This is a genomic window from Pseudomonas sp. NPDC087814 (assembly GCF_044742865.1).
Taxonomy (GTDB): Bacteria; Pseudomonadota; Gammaproteobacteria; order Pseudomonadales; family Pseudomonadaceae; genus Aquipseudomonas.
Genome location: NZ_JBIUVK010000073.1, coordinates 1 through 20,203, shown reverse-complemented (window position 1 = coordinate 20,203; position 20,203 = coordinate 1). Strand labels below are relative to the sequence as shown.

Below are 20,203 nucleotides of genomic sequence, written 5' to 3'. Positions count from 1 at the left end.
TGTGCCTGCCCCTGCTGGCCAGCGCATGGGCCTTGCGGGCGCAATCATCTCTGGCGGCAAGGGTACTGCAGACGAGAAGTTTGCTGCCCTGGAAGACGCAGGCGTTAAAACCGTGCGTTCGCTGGCAGACATCGGCAAGGCTTTGTCCGAGCTGACCGGTTGGGCTGTCAAGTAAGCCTCGCGCTTAACTGACGCTTCACCCCACAAAGGCCACCTTCGGGTGGCCTTTGTGCATTCTGAAGGTTGGTGGAGATCAACATGTGGGAGCGGGCTTGCTCGCGAAAGCGGTGTGTCAGTCAGCTCATGAGTGGCTGATACACCGCTTTCGCGAGCAAGCCCGCTCCCACATTCGATCGTATTTCAAAATTTAGATATAAAAACGCGACATAAAAATGTCGCTTATCGGACAGTTCGCCCCGCAACAGTGCGTTTGACCCGCAAATTCGTTAGGCTAGCCGCCTCTTTATGCGTACGCATCCCAAAAGGAAGCCTCGCGCCAGACCGGTCGGTCCCCATCCGGACCGGCAGTATTTCCCTCATCCATAGGGAAGCCCTCTCTAAATTCCGATTCAGTAGTGTGGTATTTCCTCAAATGAAAGTGTTGAAAAGCCAGGACATCCTGGCGTTGGGCTTTATGACTTTTGCCCTGTTCGTGGGCGCCGGCAACATCATCTTCCCGCCAATCGTCGGTTTACAGTCCGGGCCTCATGTCTGGATGGCAGCGCTGGGCTTCCTGATCACCGCGGTCGGTTTGCCGGTGATCACCGTTGTCGCCCTGGCCAAAGTCGGTGGTGGCATGGACGCGTTGAGCAGTCCGATCGGCAAGATTGCCGGTGGCTTGCTGGCAGCGGCGGCCTACCTGGCTGTCGGCCCGTTGTTCGCCACCCCGCGAACCGCCACCGTTTCCTTTGAAGTGGGCCTGGCGCCGCTGACCGGTGAAAGCCCGCTGGCGCTGTTCCTCTACAGCTCGGTGTACTTCCTGTTGGTGTTCTTCATCTCCCTGTACCCGGGCCGTCTGCTGGATACGGTTGGTCGTTTCCTGGCACCGTTGAAGATCATCGCCCTGGCCGTATTGGGCATTGCTGCCTTTGCCTTGCCGGCCGGCGATGTGGGTGTTGCCACCCCTGAGTACGTGGCCGCACCGTTCTCCCAGGGCTTTATCAATGGTTACCTGACCATGGATACCCTCGGCGCGCTGGTATTCGGCATTGTGATCGTCAACGCGATCCGCTCCCGTGGCGTCGAGTCGCCGAAGCTGATCACCCGCTACGCGATCATCGCCGGGCTGATTGCCGGTGTGGGCCTGGCGCTGGTGTACATCAGCCTGTTCCGCCTCGGTTCGGGCAGCCACGAAGTGGCGGCCGGTGCCGCCAACGGCGCCGCCGTGCTGCACGCCTACGTCCAGCACACCTTCGGCTCCCTGGGCAGCGGCTTCCTCGCCGTGCTGATTTCCCTGGCGTGCCTGGTAACCGCGGTGGGCCTGACCTGCGCCTGCGCCGAGTACTTCAGCCGCGTACTGCCGCTGTCCTATAAGACCCTGGTGGTGATCCTGGCGGTATTCTCGCTGTTTGTGTCCAACCTGGGCCTGACCAAGCTGATCGCGTTCTCGATCCCGGTGCTGACAGCCATCTACCCGCCGTGCATCGTGCTGGTGGCCCTGAGCTTCTGTAAGGACTTCTGGCAGGAGCAGGGCCGGATCGTTGGCCCGGTGATGCTGGTGTCGTTCATCTTCGGTTGCATTGACGCGCTGAAGGGCGCGGGCCTGGCTGACTGGATGCCATCGCAACTGGCTCACCTGCCGCTGAGCGAGCAGGGCCTGGCGTGGCTGGTGCCTTCGGTGATGACGCTGGTGGTTGCGGTGGTGATTGACCGCCTGCTGGGCAAACGCAGTGAAGCGATGGCTTAAACGTTTAGCCACTAACTTGTGCCGAGGTTTAGTTCGAAGTTTCGAGCTGCCCGGCCGGGTTAAAAACACCGGACAAAGTAAAGCCCGCTATTAAGCGGGCTTTCTTTTGCAACATGACTTTTCACGTCACAGTGTTCAAGTCGTCAGACTCAAGAACCGGTTGCAGGTGTTGCTTCTTTCGCAGCAGCTTCGTTCGATTCAGCCTGAGCTTTGGCAGCATCGGCGTTTTCTTTCGCAGCGTCGTTCACTTTATCCTGTGCTTTCGCCATGTCTTTCTGAGCTTGCTCAGAGTGGGCTGCGGCGTCTTGGGCTTTGTCTTCGGATTTTTTGTCGCAGGCAGCGAGGCCGAGGGCAGCAGCCAGCATCATGGAAATAGCTAAAGTCTTGCGCATGGGGTGTTTCTCCTTATTGAAGATATCTACTGGCCTTTCGAGCCTATGCCCAACGCTTAGTTCCTTAAATCTCACAGATATATAAGGCTTTTCCCTAGGGAACTTTCAGCAAGGTTGTCTACTCCGCCGGCTCCACACTAATAAGAGTCTTTAACGAATGACCGAAAATCCTCTTTTATCCCGTGCCACGCGCTTTGTTTCAGCCTTGCGCCACTGCCAGGTGCTGGGCATCCAGGTGCACGCCGCCAGTGAGGACGGCATGACGCTGGTGCTGCCCTATGCTCCGCATATCGTCGGTGACCCGCAGACCGGCGTGATCCACGGCGGCGCCATCACATCCTTGATGGACACCGCCTGTGGCATGGCTACCTTGTGCGTACTGCCGGAGTTCGAGGTTTGCCCGACCCTGGACCTGCGCATCGACTACATGCACCCGGCCGAGCCCCATAAACCGGTATTCGGCTTTGCCCAGTGCTACCGGGTGACCACCGACGTGATCTTCACCCGCGGCTTCGCCTACCAGGACGATCCGCAGCAACCGATTGCCCACGTGGTGGGCACGTTCATGCGCATGGGCAAGCGCCTCAAGGGCAGCCAGGACCTGGGCAATGCAATCAAGGGAGAACAGGCATGAAACATCAGTTCAAGACCCGTCTGCAGCAAGCCCACGAGCGCGGCAACTATGAAGCGCTGCTCAACCTGATTCCCTACGCCAAGCTGATTGGCATCGAATGCACGCGGCTGGGGGATGAATTGCTGTTTCGCATGCCGGCCAACAAGGACAACATTGGTAACCCGATATTGCCGGCGATCCACGGCGGGGTGATCGCGGGCTTCATGGAGCTGTCCGCAGCCTTGCATTTGCTGGTATTCACCGGTGCGCCTGGCGTTCCCAAGATCATCGATTTCTCCCTGGATTACCTGCGCGCCGGCCAGTTTCGCGACACCTATGCCAAATGCCAGGTGTGGCGCCAGGGCCGGCGGGTGGCCAACGTGGCGATTACCGCGTGGCAAAGTACCCAGGCCGAACCGATTGCCACCGCCCGCGCGCATTTCAAGATTGAGGAACCGGCCCGCCCTTGAAATCCTGGTCTTAGCCCCCAACTTTGATGACAACCCGCCGCCAACCCTCAAGGGCGCGGCCACTGCCATCCAATTGGAGTTTGATGACCATGAGTGTGGAAACTCAAAAGGAAACCCTGGGCTTCCAGACCGAGGTGAAGCAACTGCTGCACCTCATGATCCATTCGCTGTATTCCAACAAGGAAATTTTCCTTCGCGAATTGATCTCGAACGCCTCTGACGCTGTCGACAAATTACGTTTCGAAGCCCTGTCCAAGCCTGAGTTGCTGGAAGGTGGCGCGGAACTGAAAATCCGTGTGAGCTTCGACAAGGACGCGAAAACCGTCACCCTCGAAGACAACGGTATCGGCATGAGCCGTGACGATGCGATCACCCACCTGGGGACCATCGCCAAATCCGGCACCGCTGATTTCATGAAGAACCTGTCGGGCGACCAGAAGAAAGATTCGCACCTGATCGGCCAGTTCGGCGTGGGCTTCTACTCGGCCTTCATCGTTGCCGACAAGGTTGAAGTATTCAGCCGCCGTGCCGGCCTTGCCGCCAGCGAAGGCGTGCACTGGTCTTCCAAGGGCGAGGGCGAATTTGAAATCGCCACTGTCGACAAGGCTGATCGTGGTACCCGCATCGTCCTGCACCTGAAGTCCGGTGAAGACGAGTTCGCCGATGGCTGGCGTCTGCGCAATATCATCAAGAAGTACTCCGACCACATCGCGTTGCCGATCGAGTTGCCGAAAGAACAAGCGGCGGCCGAAGGCGAAGAAGCCCCAGCCCAGGAATGGGAAGTGGTCAACCGCGCCAGCGCCCTGTGGACCCGTCCTCGTACCGAAGTCAAGGACGAGGAATACCAGGAGTTCTACAAGCACATCGCCCACGATTACGAAAACCCGCTGAGCTGGAGCCACAACAAGGTCGAAGGCAAGCTGGAATACAGCTCGCTGCTCTACGTACCGGCCCGTGCTCCGTTCGACCTGTACCAGCGTGAAGCGCCGAAAGGCCTGAAGCTGTATGTGCAGCGCGTGTTCGTGATGGACCAGGCGGAATCGTTCCTGCCGTTGTACCTGCGCTTTATCAAGGGCGTGGTTGACTCCAACGACCTGTCGCTGAACGTGTCGCGGGAAATCCTGCAGAAAGACCCGATCATCGACTCGATGAAGTCGGCGCTGACCAAGCGTGTCCTCGACATGCTGGAAAAGCTGGCGAAAAACGAGCCTGAGCAATACAAGGGCTTCTGGAAAAACTTCGGCCAGGTCATGAAAGAAGGCCCGGCAGAAGATTTCGCCAACAAGGAAAAAATCGCCGGCCTGCTGCGTTTCGCATCGACCAACGGTGACGACGGCGAGCAGAACGTTTCCCTGGCTGAATACCTGGCTCGCGCCAAGGAAGGTCAGGACAAGATCTACTACCTGACCGGTGAAACCTACGCTCAGGTCAAGAACAGCCCGCACCTGGAAGTCTTCCGCAAGAAAGGCATCGAAGTGCTGCTGCTGACCGACCGCATCGACGAGTGGCTGATGAGCTACCTCAGCGACTTCGACGGCAAGAGCTTTGTTGACGTCGCCCGCGGCGACCTGGACCTGGGCAACCTGGATTCCGAAGAAGACAAGAAAGCCGCTGAAGAAGTGGCCAAGTCCAAAGAGGGTCTGGTTGAGCGAATCAAGACCGCCTTGGGCGATACCGTCAGCGAAGTGCGGGTTTCCCACCGTCTGACCGATTCCCCGGCGATCCTGGCCATCGGCGAGCAGGACCTGGGCATGCAGATGCGTCAGATCCTGGAAGCCAGCGGTCAGAAGGTTCCGGATTCCAAGCCGATCTTCGAATTCAACCCGGCTCACCCGCTGATCGAGAAACTCGACGGCGAGCAGAGCGAAGAGCGGTTTGGCGACCTGTCGCACATCCTCTTCGACCAGGCAGCCCTGGCTGCCGGCGACAGCCTGAAAGACCCGGCCGCTTATGTGCGCCGACTGAACAAGCTGTTGGTTGAACTGTCGGTTTAACACCGTTGTAGAAAAACCCGCTTCGGCGGGTTTTTTCGTTCTGGAGCCTTTCACCTGGAGTAAATGATGAGCCAAATCACCGTGCGTTCCGTGGTCTATCAGATTGATGGCCAGTCTTATGAAAGCCGCCTGGCATTTGATGCCAGTCATAAGGGCCCGCTGCCAGGGTTGTTGATGGCGCCGAACTGGATGGGTGTCAGTGCCGGCGCTGAAGAGATCGCCAAGAGCGTGGCCAGCAAGGGCTACGTGGTGCTGCTTGCCGACCTGTACGGGCAAACCGTCCGCCCTTCGAACGGCGATGAAGCGGGTGCGGCGATGATGCCGTTGAAGAATGACCGGCCGCTGTTGAACAAGCGCATGCAGGTCGCGCTTGATCACCTGAAAACCCAGACTGAAGCGGCGGTGGATACCTCGAAGCTGGCGACCTTTGGTTTCTGCTTCGGTGGTTGCTGCTCCCTGGAGCTGGCACGTACAGGTGCACCGTTGAAAGCTGCCGTTTCGTTCCACGGCAGCCTCGACACGCCGAACCCGGCCGATGCAAAAAACATCAAGGGTTCCGTGCTGGTGTTGCACGGTGCTTCCGACCCGTTGGTGCCGAAGGAGCAACTGCCGGCGTTTGAAGACGAAATGAACGCCGCCGGTGTGGATTGGCAATTGCTGAGCTACGGCGGTGCGGTGCACTCGTTTACCGACCCGCACGCGAATGTGCCGGGCAAGATGATGTATGACGCGAAGACCGCTGCGCGGGCCTTTCAGTCGATGCATAACTTGCTGGATGAAGTGTTCAAGGGCTGATAGTTCGGTTGCCTGAGCTGGCCCCTTCGCGAGCAAGCCCGCTCCCACATTTTAACCGTGTAAATCCTGAAGGAACGCGGTCGAAATGTGGGAGCGGGCTTGCTCGCGAAGGCTGTTTCACAGGCAATAAAGCGCTTAAGCCTTGCCTAGAGGCAACTCGATCCGCTCACTTTCCCCCGGCACTGTCGGCCAATCCCCAGCCGCCCAACGCTGCCGAGCCTGCTCGATCAACGCCGGATCACTCGCGACAAAATTCCAGTTAATCCGCCGTGGCCCATCCAGCGCCGCGCCGCCGAACACCACCAGGTGGCAATCAGTCTCGGCAAACAGCCCCATGCTTGCGCCTGCCGGCAACACCACCAGGCTATGCACCTCCAGCGCTTCGCCATCCAACTGCGCCTCACCCTCCAGCACATACACCGCCCGTTCTTCATGCTCATCCGGGATCAGCAGGGTGGTAGCCGTCTGCATCCGCACCTCGGCATACAAGGTGGGCGACAACACCGGCACCGGCGATTCGAGGCAAAAGCCATTGCCGGCAATCAGGCGAATCTGCACGCCGAGGTTATCGCTCACCGGCAAGCTGGCGGCCGGATGATGGCTGTAATGCCCAGGCCCTTGTTCATGTTCCTTGGGGGAGGCCAGCCACACTTGCAACCCGTGCAGGCTGAAACCACTGGCCTTCAACGCCTCGGGGCTGCGTTCAACGTGGGCAATGGCACTGCCGGCTGTCATCCAGCTGACGTCCCCGGCCTTGACCACCTGATCGGAGCCGAGGCTGTCCTTGTGCAGGAGTTCGCCTTCAAACAGGTAGGTCAGGGTAGAGAGGCCGATGTGCGGGTGTTGGCGAATGTTCATGCCGGTACCCGGGGCATAACGGGTTTGCAGCATATGGTCGAAAAACACGAAAGGCCCGACGCTGCGGCATTGCCTGGAGGGCAGTGGGCGCAGGATCGGTTGGCCTTCCACATCTTCGGCGCGCGGGCGAATCACGGTCACGGTGGTCATGGTGCTTCCCAGTCTGAGCGGGTCTGATGGTACTGAGCATAACCCGCTCGACGGGAGGTTGCCGCTACTGGCTGAAGGCGCCTTCGGAGAGCCGGGTCTCAATGGTAACTTCGGCCGTGGTCATCAGCTTGTGCACCGGGCAGCGATCCGCCACGCGGTGCAGCTCGTCGCGCTGCTCGTCAGTGAGTACGCCCTTGAGGGTCAGTTTGACGTTGAGCTTGTATTTGCCCTTTTGCTCTTCGGTGCTGTCATGGGTGACTTCCACGGTCACGCCGGTCAGCGGTATGTCTTTTTTCTGCGCATAAAGCTTGACGGTCAGGGCCTTGCAGGACGCCAGTGCGGCGTCGAAGTAATCGTGGGGGGAGGGCGCCGAATCGTCACCGCCCAGGCTCTTGGGCAGGTCGGTAAACAGCTCGTGGTTATTGATATTGACGCTGTGGCGGAAGTTTTCGGCGTTCAGCGTGTTCACGGTAACAGGCATGGCAAACCTCACAGGGTGGCAGGAAGAAGCTCATGCAGTTATAGAGCATGCTGGCACGTTGGTGTTCCCCGTTGTTTACCGCTGAACCCGCAGGCGCGGTCCGAGGTCTACCGGCATTAGCCCTTGTTTGAGATACCCCCGTGCGCCGGACCCGCCTGAGTATTGCCCTGTTGCTGACCGCCGCAAGCCTTGCGGTGCAGGCTCGCGACTATGCCTACAGCGATGCACACCTGCATTACGTCGATTTCTTCCAGGAGTCGGCGGGCATGGATAAATTACTCAAGGCCATGGCCGATAATCGCATCGAGCACGTGATGATTTCCGGCATACCGGTGGCCAAGAAATGGCATGAGGACGAACCCAAGCGGCCGCGCTATTACGCCGGGGACGACGCCGACGCCTATTGGTACAGCGCCACCGACGTGTTCGTCGCCGATGCGGTCAATAAACTGAGCCCGGAGCAACGTCAGCGCTTTCATCCGTTCCTCAGTGGTTTCAATCCCAACGATAAAAATGCCGCATCCCATATCCAGCGCATGCTCGATCTCAATCCTGGGCTCTGGCAAGGCATCGGCGAAGTCTTCACCCGTCACGACGACCTGACCGCGCTGACCTCCGGCGACACCCCAAGGGCCAACAACGAGGCGATGACCCGCATCTATCACCTGGCCGCGGAGAATGATCTGCCGGTGATGGTGCATTCCAACATCACCTCCAAGCGTGAGAAAAATCCGTTGTACCTGGCGGAAATGGAAGAGCCGCTGCGTAATCACCCGCACACCCGGTTTATCTGGGCCCATGCGGGCAGCAGCATGGAGATCCATCGGCACCAGACGCAGATGGATTTTTTGCTGCCGACCCTGGCGCGCATGCTGGAGGCTTACCCGAACCTGTACGTCGACCTGTCCTGGAGCGTGCTCACGCCTTACTTGCTGGATGAGGCGGGAAAGGCACGCCCTGAGTGGGTAAAGCTGGTGGAGCGCTTCCCGGACCGCTTCATGCTTGGCTCAGACGTAGTAGGACGCTTCAACAAGCTCGGTAAGGAAATGCGCAGCTTTGACCCGTTCCTCGATGCGTTGCCTGAGGATGTGGCCAGAAAGGTCGCGCGGGACAATTTCCTGGCGATTCTGCCCAAGCCCAGGTGATGGGTTTAGCTGAATCGCTACAGCCGGGGCGGGGCGATCATAAGGCGTTTTGATATCGCGTTTTCGTCTTAGGCAAACGTCTCAACTCGCCGATACCTTTCAAGAGCCCGCTGCAGGTGGATGCAGCGCTTTTGGAAGGATTCCGAGCATGAATATCAGAAGTCTGAATATCGCCCCTCGCGCCGGCCTGGGGTTTGGTTTGCTGGCGCTGATGGTGTTTGCCCTGGGCGGGTTCGCCTTGTTGCAGATGGGCAATATGCGCCAGCAGTCTGACCAGGTGGAAAACAACTGGCTGCCCAGCGTGATGGCGGTCGGCGAGATGAATCAGGACCTGCTGCGGGTGCGGGCCCTGACGTTGCGGCTGCTGCTTAACCGCGACCCGCAGGCAATCACGCAGAATGAGCAGAAAATCACCGAGCTGAAAAGCGGCCTGCACAAGGCTCAGTCCCTCTATGAAGGTTTGATCGTGCTGCCTGAAGAGCGGGTGCTGTTCGATCGCTTTAAAACCGAGGAAGAGCGTTACCTGCAGCGCCAGGAACAGGTGATGGCGTTTTCCCGGGCGAATCAGTTGGAAGACGCGATCAAGGTGGTCAACGGCGAGATGAACCAGTTGGCCGACGAACTGGCCGGTACCCTGCGTGAGCTGGTGACGTTGAACAAGGTCAGTGCCAATCAGGCGGCGAGCCTGGCGCAAAGTGTGTTCACGCAATCGCGCAGTTGGGTGGTTGGCATGATTGCCGTGACGGCGCTGATCACCATCGGCCTGGCATTGTTGCTGACCCGCAGTATTGTGCTGCCGTTATCCCAGTCTTTGAAAGTCGCCCAGGGTGTGGCCAGTGGCGATCTGACCGGGGTGATTACGGTCAGCGGCCAGGATGAGCCGGCGCGTTTGCAGCAGGCGCTGAAAAGCATGCAGGAGAGCCTGCGGGAAACCATTCGGCGTATTTCCGATTCGTCCAGCCAGTTGGCGTCGGCTTCCGAAGAGCTTAGTTGCGTGACCGAAGATGCCACCCGTGGGTTGCATCAGCAGAGTCAGGAAATCGAGCAGGCGGCTACTGCGGTGAACCAGATGACGGCGGCGGTGGAGGAGGTGGCGAGCAACGCGGTGGCCACTTCACAGGCGTCCCGTGAGTCGGACCGTATTGCCCAGCATGGTCGCGAGCAGGTGCATCAGACGGTGTTGTCGATTGAGTCCCTGGCGGATGATGTGACGGCCAATGCGACTCAGGTGGAGGACCTGGCGCAGAAGGTGTATGGCATCAGCAAGGTGCTGGATGTGATTCGTTCGATTGCCGAGCAGACCAATTTGCTGGCGCTGAATGCCGCCATCGAAGCGGCGCGGGCCGGGGATGCCGGGCGTGGGTTTGCGGTGGTGGCGGATGAGGTGCGGGCCTTGGCGCATCGTACGCAGCAGTCGACCCAGGAAATCGAGCAGATGATCAGTGGGATTCAGCAGGGGACTGATCAGGCTGTCAGCTCCATGCAGCAGAGCAATACTCGGGCGCGGTCAACGTTGGATATCGCCAAGTCTGCGGGGACGGCGCTGGAGGAGATTGCTTCGGCGTTTACCCTGATCAACGAGCGCAACCTGGTGATTGCCAGTGCCTCGGAAGAACAGGCGGCGGTGGCGCGGGAGGTGGATCGCAATTTGATGAATATTCGCGATTTGGCACAGCAGACGTCGGCGGGGGCGAACCAGACCAGTGCGGCGAGCCAGGAGTTGTCGCGGTTGGCGGTGGATCTCAACACGATGGTGGCTCGGTTTTCGGTTTAGGTTGTTGGGGGGGGCATATCCGTTGCTGCGGTCACGGCGGCTTATGGTTTCGCTCTTACAGCGAGTCACTTTGCAAAAAAGCGGCAAAGTAACCAAAGCGCTCTGCCCCGCCTGTCGGCGGGGCGCCTAAGATCAAAAGCAAGAGCACGGCGGCCTGGAAGCCGACCTGAGTGTTAGAAGCAAAAGCAGAACCGCTTTTCTGTCGGAGCCGGCTTGCCGGCGAAAACCTGAGAACGCCGCGTTGAATCAGGATGCCAGCGTCATCGTTAACGACCTTCGCAAGCAAGCCCGCTCCCACATTGGACCGTGCCCGTTTTAGCTTTTGATTTTGCTTCTAAACACTCAAGCCTGAGCGAGGTGCCGAGTGATCGGGCAAGAGCGTTTTGCTTACTTTTGACTGGGCACGCATTCCGGCTTTCAAAAGTGAGCCACTGTAAGCGCGGTAAACGGGTAAAAAAACGCCCCGAACCAGTCGGGGCGTTTTCAGGCGATCAAGCTGCGAGAGCTTACTTACCCTGCCAGCGTTTCAGCACCAGGGTGGCGTTAGTGCCACCAAAGCCGAAGCTGTTGCTCATCACTGTATTGATGGTCGCATCTTCACGAGTCTTGGTCAGGATAGGCATGTCAGCCACGTCCGGGTCCAGTTCCTCGATGTTGGCAGAACCTGCCATGAAGTTGCCTTCCATCATCAGCAGGCAGTAGATCGCTTCGTGAACGCCAGCGGCGCCCAGGGAGTGACCCGACAGGCTCTTGGTAGAGCTGATCGCCGGAGCCTTGTCGCCGAATACCGCACGCACGCCTTCCATTTCCTTGGAGTCGCCGACCGGAGTCGAAGTACCGTGGGTGTTCAGGTAGTCGATCGGGGTATCAACGGTGGACATGGCCATCTGCATGCAGCGGATGGCGCCTTCGCCGCTTGGCGCAACCATGTCGTAGCCGTCGGACGTCGCGCCGTAGCCGACGATTTCCGCGTAGATCTTCGCACCACGGGCCAGGGCGTGTTCCAGCTCCTCGACCACCACCATGCCGCCACCGCCGGCAATGACGAAGCCATCACGGTTCTTGTCATAGGCGCGGGAGGCTTTGTCCGGGGTTTCGTTGTACTGGGTCGACAGGGCGCCCATGGCGTCGAACAGGAACGACTGGCTCCAATGTTCTTCTTCACCGCCGCCGGCAAACACGATGTCCTGCTTGCCCAACTGGATCTGCTCTACAGCGGTACCGATGCAGTGAGCACTGGTGGCGCAAGCGGAGGAGATCGAGTAGTTCACGCCCTTGATCTTGAACGGCGTGGCCAGGCAGGCGGAAACGGTGCTGCCCATGGTCCGCGTGACGCGGTACGGGCCAACGCGCTTGACGCCTTTCTCGCGCAGGATGTCCAGCGCTTCCATCTGGTTCAAGGTCGACGCGCCACCGGAACCGGCGATCAGACCGGTGCGTACGTTGGACACCTGGTCTTCGCTCAGGCCGGAATCGGTGATCGCGTCCTTCATGGCCAGGTAGGCGTAAGCGGCTGCGTGGCCGACGAAGCGATAGATCTTGCGATCAATCAGCTCTTCGAGGGGCAGGTCGATGGAGCCGGAAACCTGGCTACGCAGACCCATTTCGGCATATTCCGGGTTGAAGCGGATGCCAGGGCGACTTGCACGCAGGTTAGCGGAGACGGTCTCTTTGTCATTGCCCAGGCACGAAACAATGCCCAGACCAGTGATAACGACGCGGCGCATGCGGATAACCCTTAAAAGTTGTCAGTGGAAGTGAATACGCCGACCCGAAGGCCTTCGGCAGTATAAATCTCGCGACCGTCGACAGTCACCGAACCATCGGCAATGGCCAGGTTCAGCTTGCCCTTGAGGACGCGCTTGATTTGAATGTTGTAAGTGACTTTCTTGGCGGTCGGCAAGACCTGGCCAAAGAACTTCACTTCGCCCGAACCCAGGGCGCGACCGCGGCCCGGCAGGCCTTGCCAGCCCAGGTAGAAACCGACCAGCTGCCACATGGCGTCAAGGCCCAGGCAGCCCGGCATCACCGGATCGCCTTCGAAATGGCAGGCGAAAAACCACAGGTCAGGGGTGATATCCAGCTCGGCGACCAATTCACCTTTGCCGTACTTGCCACCCTCTTCGCTGATATGGGTGATGCGATCCACCATCAGCATGTTCGGGGCGGGCAGTTGCGCGTTACCTGGGCCGAACAGCTCACCGCGACTGCAGCGCAGCAGGTCTTCCCGAGTAAAGGCGTTTTGTTTGGTCATGCGAGCTCCTCAATAATCCCATGCGGCAGGGCAGGGCAAATCTTCCCGGCCGACTGAAGCGTTCATGCCTCATATCGGCAGCCTACACATAGACTATTGCGTTGTAGTGAAAGTCACAGCGTCAAGGTCATGAATGTACACTTGTGCACTGAAATTATAAACCGGGCCGGTTTACGGGCCCGTTCGGGTGCCTAAGACTGCCGCACTTTCGTCTTTCACGCCAGTCGCAGTTGGCTGATGGCACCGTGTTACTGCACCCATCTCTGCAGGATTTGCTGCAAATCCGTGCGTTTGAACGGCTTTGCCAGGTAATCGTTCATTCCAGCTGCCAGGCAGGCTTCGCGATCGCCCTGCAAGGCATTGGCCGTGAGGGCAATGATTGGCAGCTCGGCGCAACCGGGCAACTGGCGAATCTGCCGGGTAGCCTCGTAGCCATCGATGCCCGGCAGTCGGCAGTCCATCAGGATTGCGGTAAAAATCAGGCTCTCGGCGCTGCGAATCGCTTCGGCGCCGTCGGTGGCGATGCTCACCTCGAACCCCAGGCTGCGCAGCATGGCTTCGACCACCGTGCGATTGACCGGGTTGTCTTCCACCAGCAACACGTTGCGCCCTTCGCCCGCACGGCCATTGCCTTCGGTATTCGGCGCGAGCACCGGCAAGCTCTGCTGGTAGATCGCCAGCGGAATTTCCAGGGTAAACACCGAGCCGTGGCCTTCTTCGCTCTGGGCGCGCAGGGTGCCGCCCATGCGTTCGGCCAGGGTGCGTGCGATAGGCAGTCCCAGTCCGGTGCCGCCGTAACGTCTTGAAATGGAACTGTCGGCTTGCTGGAACGCATCGAACATCAGTTCCAGGCGCTCGGCGGAAATGCCAATCCCGCTATCGCGCACGGTGCAGGTGAACCACAGCAATTCATGGTCCAGGGTCTGCCAGTGGGGTTCGACGGTGACGGTGCCCTGCTCGGTGAACTTCAGGGCATTGCCGATCAGGTTCACCAAAATCTGCCGGATGCGGGTCGGGTCGCCCTGTACTTGCAGCGAGCCCAGGCCCTGGGGGATCGGCACTTCGAGCGCCAGCCCGCGTTGTTGGGCGGCGTGCTGGAAGGCCAGGGCGCAACTGCTGATCAGCTCCACCAGGTCGAACGGAATGTGCTCAAGCTCCAGGGCCGCGCGCTCGATGCGCGAGAAGTCGAGGATGTCGTTGATCACCTTCAGCAGGTGTTCGGTGGACTCCGAGGCCAGTGCCGCGTATTCGGTCTGTTCCTCGGTCATGTCGGTGGTTTCCAGCAGTTGCAGCATGCCCAGCACCCCATTCATCGGCGTGCGCAATTCATGGCTCATCATCGCCAGGAAGTCCGACTTGGCATTGTTCGCCCGCTCGGCTTCTTCGCGGGTCTGGATCAACTGGGCCATGGCCTGGTGCTGTTCACGACTGGCCTGGTTCAAGCCATCGGCGAGGTTATTGATGTGGCGCGACAGGTCGCCCAGCTCCGAGTCATCCACGATGGGCAGCGGCGTCTGGTAATCGCCCTGCTGGATCGCCTTGACCGCATTGCCCATGGCGCTGATCGGTTGCGACAGGCTGGCCGCCAGGCGCCGGGCCAGCAGGAAGGTAAACAGCAGGGCGAACAGCGCGAGAATCCCGGCCTTGAACAGGATTTCCTGCTGGCGCTGGCTGAACGCATCGTTGGACATGCCGACAATCACTCGCCCCAGGTAGTCCGCGCGCGGGGCCTTGGGCTCGGCAGTACTGTCCTGGAAGAAGTCATTGCCCAGCTGGATATGTTGCAGGCGAATCGGCGCCTGGAAGACTTTCACCGACAGCGAGCGATCGTGCTTCTCCGACGGTTGCTCGACATACACCAGGATATTTTCTGCGCTGTCCTGAATCTCCAGGAAGCGCACGTGCGGCGTGGCGAGGGTGGCCCGCAACAGGCTTTCAAGCACGTCGTTGTTGCCGGAAATCACCCCGTATTCGGTGGCCGGCGCCAGTTGGTTGGCGATCAACTGGCCGGTGTGGTCCAGTTCCTGGCGCAGGTCCTGGATCCGCACGAAGGTGAAGAAGCTGATCAACAGCAGCGTCAGCAGGAGTGCCGGGCCCAGGGTAATGAGCTGGGTCCGGGTGTTGATGTCCCAACGGCGACGAAATGTCATGGGCGTTTTTCTCCTTCGGCCAGGCGGGCGGCGACGTTGGTTTCGTCCACCTGTTCGATCCCCAGTGAGCGCGCAACCTGCGGGTTGCCTACGACTTTGAAACGTTCCGGGTACAGCGAGCGCGGCCAACTGGCCGGCGCATGATCCAGCAGGCGGTCGAGCACATCCAGCCAGTCGGTCTGATCGCTGTAGGTGCTGGCCAGGCTGCCGGCCTTGACGAACCCGGCGTTGGGCCCGACCAGTGGCAATTGCCTGGCGTAGCTGCTGAGCAGCAGGTTTTTCGCGGTTTTCGGGTTGTACAGCTGGGGATCATCCAGCCCCAGCAAGACGTCGCTGTTCTTGAACAGGCTTTGCAGCGGGCGACTGTCATTAATGTTTTCCCAAAGCTGGGGCACGATCTCCAGGCCCATGGGCGCGGCGTACTGGCGCAGCTCGCGCAGCAGGAACTCGCTGTCGATGCCATAGAGCACGCCGATGCGCCGGGCCTGAGGCAGGATGCCGGTGATCAGGCGCAGTTGTCGGTCCAGCGGTGGGTCGCTCCACAGCAGGCTGATCTTCGCAGGCAACGTGGCACCCAGGCGCTGGCGCGCTTGCAGGCGGCTGATGCGCAGCACCAGGGTCGGTGGGCCCTGGGCGTCTTGCAGGCGCCAATCAAGGCTGGGCAAGTCCAGCAGGATCAGGCGGGTGCTGGTCGGCAAGTTTGCAGGGGCGGGCAGGTCCTTGAGCGGGGTGAACTTCACGCTGTCTTCGGGACGCTGCAGGGCCAGGGCCTGGACGAATGTTTGTACGCCCGGGCCGTCTTCGTCGGCGGTCAGCAGGATATCCGCTGCCCATGTCGGTGCGGCAAACAGTAAAACCCCAAGCAACACACAGCACCGCCAGAGCCGGGCGGTAAAGGGCAGGGTCATCCGTGACGAGTCGCTGTCCACTAGAACTCTAACTCCGCACTGAAGTAGAGCACGTGGCGTTGGTCATAGTTGTTGTCGGGCCAGGTGGTGGGCTGATTGTCGAGGCGTTGTTGCAACATGCCGGCCAGCTCCACGTTGGCTTTGCCCAAGGCAATGCGCTTGGCCACCCGCAGGTCGACCCGTTCGAAGCGATACTGGTTGAGCGCATCGTCGCCATAGTAGAACACCGCGCTGGACCAGCCATGGCCCCATTCCCGCATCCAGCCGGCCGAGCCGCTGTTGCGCGCGGTCTGCTGCCTGTCCAGGGGGTTGGTGGCGCTGGCATCCACATAAGCATAGGTGACGCGCAGCCGGTCGGCGGTGCTCATGTGCCAGTCGAGCTGGGTTTCGGTGCCGGTAAAGCGCGAGCTGTTCGAGTTGCTGGCGATGTACTGGTTGTTGCGCAGCGGCTCGCTGACCATTTCGCTGATTTCGTCGTAGAACAGCTTCACGTCGACGTTCAGCCCGATGTCGGCAAAAAAGCCGTTGTAGCCCAGCTCCCGGGAGCGCATCAGCTCTTTGTCGAGGTCGCCCGGGCCACGGGTCACCACGAAGTATTGGCCGGAGTTCTGGCCGTAGGCCGGCGAGCTGAGGTTGGTGACGCGGTAGCTCCAGTTGACGTTGTTCTCGAACATGTCCGGGGAGCGAATGGCTTCGGAGTACACCGCGCGCAGGCCGTGGCGCGGGTTGATCAGGTAGTTGACGGCCACCCGTGGCGTCAGCGAGTTGCCGCTCAGGTGAGTGTCTTCGTACATCGCGCCGCCCTGCAGCAGCCAGTGTTCGCTGGCCCGCCATTCCAGGTGGCCGAACAGGCGCCAGGTGGTGTCGTCCAGGGTGCCGTTGAAGTAGGTGTCGGAGTCGGCGCGGTCGTAGCGGTAGTTCATGCCGCTGACCAAGCGCAGGCTGTCGGACAGGCTGAGGGTGTCTTGCAGCTCCAGGTCGTAGCGGCTTTCCTTGGTGCTTTGGTCGATGTTGCCGCAGACCGGGTCCTTGCCGCCGTCCCCCCATTGCTGGAGCACCTGGCGGGCCAGTGCCTGCTCGGCGGCGCTGCCGGGTGGGAGGTTGCCGGGGTTGAAGTTGTTCATGTGCCGGGCCAGTCGCTCGGCATAGTTGGGGTTGAGCTGCCACAGCTGCGTCAGTTCCGGGCTGAACGAGACCTTGGCATCGCACGCGCGCCAGATCTGCCGGCGATCCCACTGCTGGGCCGAACCCTGGATATACAGGCTGTGATCGGGGTTGAAGTCGAAGTTCCAGCGCAGGGAACCGGCATAGTCCTTGGCGCTGACGTCGGAATTGTTACCGCCTTCGGTAATCCCGTCGAACACCGGTTGGTAGGTGTAAGGGCGCTGGTTGGTGCCTTCCTTGGCGTCCAGTTGCCAGTCGATGCTTTGTTGCGCATTCAGGGTCTGGCTCACGGCCAGGCTGAAGCGGTTCAGGCGGCGTCCGTCGCGGCGGTCAGCGCCCACGCGGTCGCTGTCAAAGCCATCGTCCTGTTGGCCGGAGAGTGACAGGCGCAAATCGCCGGTGTCCCAGCCCATGCCCTGGCTGGCGTACCAGTCGTTGATCCCTCGGCCGCCCTGGGTGAGTTTCATCCGCGTGCCATGGCTGTTGGCCGGCGAGCGGGTGAGGATGTTGACGACGGCCATCAGCGCGTTGGCGCCGTAGCTGACGGTATTGGGGCCGCGGAAGACCTCGATGCGGTCGATGTCTTCCAGGGCTACCGGAATATCGCTCCAGTCCACCGTGGCCAGGCCCGCGCGGTACACCGAGCGCCCATCGATCAACACCTGCATGCGCCGCGCATCGCCCGCCTGGGTGCCGTGGTAATTCACGGCGGCCTGGTTGCCGGTGGTGTAGCCGACCATCATCCCGGGCACCAGCCGCAGCAGTTCGGGGATATCCCGCGCACCGCTGGCCTTGATCAGCTCGCTGTCGATCACCGTCATGCTGCCGGGCACGGCGGCGGCCGATTGCTTGAGCCGGGTGGCGGTCAGCACCTGCGGCAGCGGCTGGCTGTCGAGGAACAGGTCGTCAGCCAGCACCGGCACACTGCACCACGGCATGCACAACAACGTCAGCAGAAGGGATGAGCGAGGAGGAGGGCCCAAATACACGGCACGGCCTTGATAATTACGGATAGCCGCCCATGTTAACTGAGGTGGGGCCTTTTGCCAGTCGTCGGCCCTGTAATTACTTCGCACAAATGTCGCATTTTCCGACAAGCGTTTGAATTGACGCGGGGGCTGGCCGCAGGCGGGTCGCTCCGTATAATGCGGCCATCGCCACTGCTATGGATTAACGGATTGCATATGACTGAACAGCGCCCTATTGCGGTCCTGGGAGGCGGAAGTTTTGGTACCGCCGTGGCTAATCTGCTGGCTGAAAATGGTCACCGGGTGCGTCAATGGATGCGTGACCCCGAGCAAGCCGAAGCCATTCGGGTCAACCGGGAAAACCCCCGTTACCTTAAAGGCATCAAGATTCTGCCGGCCGTGGAGCCGGTGACTGATTTACAGGCGACGCTGGACGAGTGCGACCTGTGCTTCGTCGCGCTGCCCTCCAGCGCCCTGCGTTCGGTGCTTGCACCCCATGCCGAGCGGCTGGCGGGCAAGCTGCTGGTGAGCCTGACCAAGGGCATTGAGGCGCACACCTTCAAGTTGATGAGCGAGATCCTTGAAGAAATCGCCCCCGAAGCGCGGATTGGCGTGTTGTCCGGGCCGAACCTGGCGCGGGAAGTGGCTGAGCACGCGCTGACTGCCACGGTGATCGCCAGTGAAGACGAAGAACTCTGCGAGCGGGTGCAGGAGGTGCTGCACGGTCGCACCTTCCGCGTGTACGCCAGTGCCGACCGTTTCGGCGTCGAGCTGGGCGGGGCGTTGAAGAACGTCTACGCGATCATCGCCGGCATGGCGGTTGCGCTGGGCATGGGTGAAAACACCAAGAGCATGCTGATCACTCGCGCCCTGGCCGAGATGACCCGGTTTGCGGTCAATCAGGGCGCCAACCCGATGACCTTCCTTGGCCTGGCGGGTGTGGGCGACCTGATCGTCACCTGCTCGTCACCGAAAAGCCGCAACTATCAGGTCGGTTTTGCCCTTGGCCAGGGCTTGAGCCTGGAAGACGCCGTGACGCGTTTGGGCGAAGTGGCGGAAGGCGTCAACACCCTGAAGGTGCTGAAGGCCAAGTCTCAGGAGGTCGGGGTGTATATGCCGCTGGTTGCCGGGTTGCACGCGATCCTGTTTGAAGGGCGCACCTTGAACCAGGTCATCGAGTTGCTGATGCGCGCCGAGCCGAAGACCGATGTCGACTTTATTTCCACCAGTGGTTTCAACTGAGGAACGCGTCATGAACGATCCGAAAGCAGCTCCCAAGTACGAATCCATTGGCCTGCGTGTGCTGTGGATGCTGGTGTTTGCCCTGGTGTGGCAAGTGGCGCAGTTTCTGCTGGGCGCGCTGGTGGTGGTGCAACTGGTTTATCGCCTGGTGTATGGGGCGCCGAACCTGGGGCTGATGAATTTTGGTGACAGCCTGAGTCAGTTTTTGGCGCAGATTGGGCGGTTTGGCAGTTTTCACAGTGATCAGAAGCCTTGGCCGTTTGCCGATTGGCCGACGCCCCGTGCACCGGAAGGTGAGGCTGCTCACAGTGTGCCGCCTGCACCGCATCCGGCGCGTGATGAGGAACCCAAGCTATGAAGGTGTGGGTGTTGCGTCACGGTGAGGCCGAGGGGCATGCGCGTACGGATGCCGAGCGTAATTTGACGGCCCATGGGCGCGATGAGGTGTTGCGCAGTGCGGCGCATCTGATCGGGCAGCCGATTCGGGCGATCATTGCCAGTCCGTATGTGCGGGCGCAGCAGACGGCGCAGTTGGTGCGGGAGGCGTTGGGGTTTGAGCCTGAGATCCGCACTGTGCCTTGGTTGACGCCGGAGAGTAATCCGCTGGAGGTGCTCAAGCATCTCGACAATGACGATGATGTGTTGCTGGTTAGCCATCAGCCGTTTGTGGGGGGGCTGATCAGTTATTTGCAGCATGGGCATTTTCGGCAGCCGCAGCCTATGAGTACGGCGAGTCTGGCGGAGTTGGAAGGGGACTTTCCGTTGGCGGGGTTGATGAGTCTTTTGAGTGTTCGGAATCCTTAATGTTGGTTTTGGGTACATATCCGTTGCTGCGGTAACGGCTGCTTATGGTTCCGCTCTTACAGCGGGTCACTTTTTTACAAACGCCTAAAAAAGTAACCAAAAAACGCTTTGCCCCACCACTCGGTGCCTCGCTTA

Annotated in this window: 18 protein-coding genes and 1 pseudogene; 11 read left to right on the top strand and 8 right to left on the bottom strand. The window is 60.2% G+C overall.

Features of this window, described 5'->3' with window-relative positions; genetic code table 11:
- A pseudogene (locus ACIOMR_RS29480) lies at positions 1-175 on the top strand (succinate--CoA ligase subunit alpha); the annotation flags it as partial.
- 417 nt (positions 176-592) lie between these two features.
- Entirely contained in the window at positions 593-1,906 is a 1,314-nt protein-coding gene (gene brnQ, locus ACIOMR_RS29475) for a branched-chain amino acid transport system II carrier protein (RefSeq protein ID WP_003210565.1), read from the top strand.
- A 149-nt stretch (positions 1,907-2,055) separates the two neighbouring features.
- Here brnQ and ACIOMR_RS29470 read toward each other — a convergent pair whose 3' ends face one another.
- Positions 2,056-2,298 carry a hypothetical protein gene (locus tag ACIOMR_RS29470; RefSeq protein ID WP_003210564.1) on the bottom strand — a complete coding sequence of 81 codons (243 nt, stop codon included), beginning with the start codon at positions 2,296-2,298 and terminating at the stop codon, positions 2,056-2,058.
- A 157-nt stretch (positions 2,299-2,455) separates the two neighbouring features.
- Here ACIOMR_RS29470 and ACIOMR_RS29465 point away from each other — a divergent pair, with 157 nt between their 5' ends.
- The 4 genes from ACIOMR_RS29465 to ACIOMR_RS29450 all read left to right on the top strand — a co-directional run bounded on the left by ACIOMR_RS29465 (position 2,456) and on the right by ACIOMR_RS29450 (position 6,170).
- Positions 2,456-2,932 (top strand): PaaI family thioesterase, encoded by a 477-nt coding sequence (locus ACIOMR_RS29465; RefSeq protein WP_401197924.1) that lies wholly within the window; start codon positions 2,456-2,458, stop codon positions 2,930-2,932.
- The gene (locus ACIOMR_RS29460; RefSeq protein ID WP_102606230.1) at positions 2,929-3,381 is read left to right on the top strand and encodes a PaaI family thioesterase; all 453 of its coding nucleotides are present in this window, start codon (positions 2,929-2,931) and stop codon (positions 3,379-3,381) included. Before ACIOMR_RS29465 ends, ACIOMR_RS29460 begins: the two co-directional genes overlap by 4 nt.
- An 89-nt stretch (positions 3,382-3,470) precedes the next feature.
- A complete protein-coding gene (gene htpG, locus ACIOMR_RS29455; protein ID WP_401197920.1) occupies positions 3,471-5,375 on the top strand; it encodes a molecular chaperone HtpG in 1,905 nt (634 codons plus the stop codon).
- A gap of 66 nt (positions 5,376-5,441) precedes the next feature.
- Complete coding sequence (locus tag ACIOMR_RS29450) at positions 5,442-6,170, top strand: dienelactone hydrolase family protein (protein ID WP_008434010.1); 729 nt, start codon at positions 5,442-5,444, stop codon at positions 6,168-6,170.
- A 135-nt stretch (positions 6,171-6,305) separates the two neighbouring features.
- Here ACIOMR_RS29450 and ACIOMR_RS29445 read toward each other — a convergent pair whose 3' ends face one another.
- Both ACIOMR_RS29445 and ACIOMR_RS29440 read right to left on the bottom strand, forming a co-directional pair.
- Positions 6,306-7,178, bottom strand: a complete 873-nt coding sequence (locus ACIOMR_RS29445) for a pirin family protein (protein WP_102369648.1) — start codon at positions 7,176-7,178, stop codon at positions 6,306-6,308.
- Between the two features lie 64 nt (positions 7,179-7,242).
- Positions 7,243-7,659 (bottom strand): OsmC family protein, encoded by a 417-nt coding sequence (locus ACIOMR_RS29440; protein WP_003210558.1) that lies wholly within the window; start codon positions 7,657-7,659, stop codon positions 7,243-7,245.
- 140 nt (positions 7,660-7,799) lie between these two features.
- On the opposite strand from ACIOMR_RS29440, the gene ACIOMR_RS29435 reads away from it, so the two are divergent.
- Both ACIOMR_RS29435 and ACIOMR_RS29430 read left to right on the top strand, forming a co-directional pair.
- Complete coding sequence (locus ACIOMR_RS29435) at positions 7,800-8,804, top strand: amidohydrolase family protein (protein ID WP_008434016.1); 1,005 nt, start codon at positions 7,800-7,802, stop codon at positions 8,802-8,804.
- A 148-nt stretch (positions 8,805-8,952) separates the two neighbouring features.
- The gene (locus ACIOMR_RS29430; protein ID WP_003210555.1) at positions 8,953-10,578 is read left to right on the top strand and encodes a methyl-accepting chemotaxis protein; all 1,626 of its coding nucleotides are present in this window, start codon (positions 8,953-8,955) and stop codon (positions 10,576-10,578) included.
- Between the two features lie 506 nt (positions 10,579-11,084).
- Here the strand turns inward: ACIOMR_RS29430 and fabB are convergent.
- From fabB to ACIOMR_RS29405, 5 genes are all read right to left on the bottom strand, one after another.
- Positions 11,085-12,305 (bottom strand): beta-ketoacyl-ACP synthase I, encoded by a 1,221-nt coding sequence (gene fabB / locus ACIOMR_RS29425; protein ID WP_003210553.1) that lies wholly within the window; start codon positions 12,303-12,305, stop codon positions 11,085-11,087.
- An 11-nt stretch (positions 12,306-12,316) separates the two neighbouring features.
- Positions 12,317-12,832, bottom strand: a complete 516-nt coding sequence (gene fabA / locus ACIOMR_RS29420) for a 3-hydroxyacyl-[acyl-carrier-protein] dehydratase FabA (RefSeq protein ID WP_003210552.1) — start codon at positions 12,830-12,832, stop codon at positions 12,317-12,319.
- A 248-nt stretch (positions 12,833-13,080) separates the two neighbouring features.
- Positions 13,081-14,982 carry an ATP-binding protein gene (locus ACIOMR_RS29415; protein WP_177027738.1) on the bottom strand — a complete coding sequence of 634 codons (1,902 nt, stop codon included), beginning with the start codon at positions 14,980-14,982 and terminating at the stop codon, positions 13,081-13,083.
- Positions 14,979-15,890: an ABC transporter substrate-binding protein gene (locus ACIOMR_RS29410; RefSeq protein WP_050550292.1), complete on the bottom strand. Its 912-nt coding sequence runs from the start codon at positions 15,888-15,890 to the stop codon at positions 14,979-14,981. Before ACIOMR_RS29410 ends, ACIOMR_RS29415 begins: the two co-directional genes overlap by 4 nt.
- 20 nt (positions 15,891-15,910) lie before the next feature.
- Positions 15,911-18,043 (bottom strand): TonB-dependent receptor plug domain-containing protein, encoded by a 2,133-nt coding sequence (locus ACIOMR_RS29405; RefSeq protein WP_401197913.1) that lies wholly within the window; start codon positions 18,041-18,043, stop codon positions 15,911-15,913.
- A gap of 195 nt (positions 18,044-18,238) precedes the next feature.
- On the opposite strand from ACIOMR_RS29405, the gene ACIOMR_RS29400 reads away from it, so the two are divergent.
- From ACIOMR_RS29400 to sixA, 3 genes are read left to right on the top strand one after another with little or no spacing between them, the layout of a single operon-like run.
- Entirely contained in the window at positions 18,239-19,264 is a 1,026-nt protein-coding gene (locus tag ACIOMR_RS29400) for an NAD(P)H-dependent glycerol-3-phosphate dehydrogenase (protein ID WP_003210548.1), read from the top strand.
- Between the two features lie 10 nt (positions 19,265-19,274).
- A complete protein-coding gene (locus ACIOMR_RS29395) occupies positions 19,275-19,622 on the top strand; it encodes a DUF4389 domain-containing protein (protein ID WP_003210547.1) in 348 nt (115 codons plus the stop codon).
- Complete coding sequence (sixA, locus tag ACIOMR_RS29390; RefSeq protein ID WP_401197909.1) at positions 19,619-20,068, top strand: phosphohistidine phosphatase SixA; 450 nt, start codon at positions 19,619-19,621, stop codon at positions 20,066-20,068. Before ACIOMR_RS29395 ends, sixA begins: the two co-directional genes overlap by 4 nt.
- The last annotated feature ends 135 nt before the right edge of the window (positions 20,069-20,203 follow it).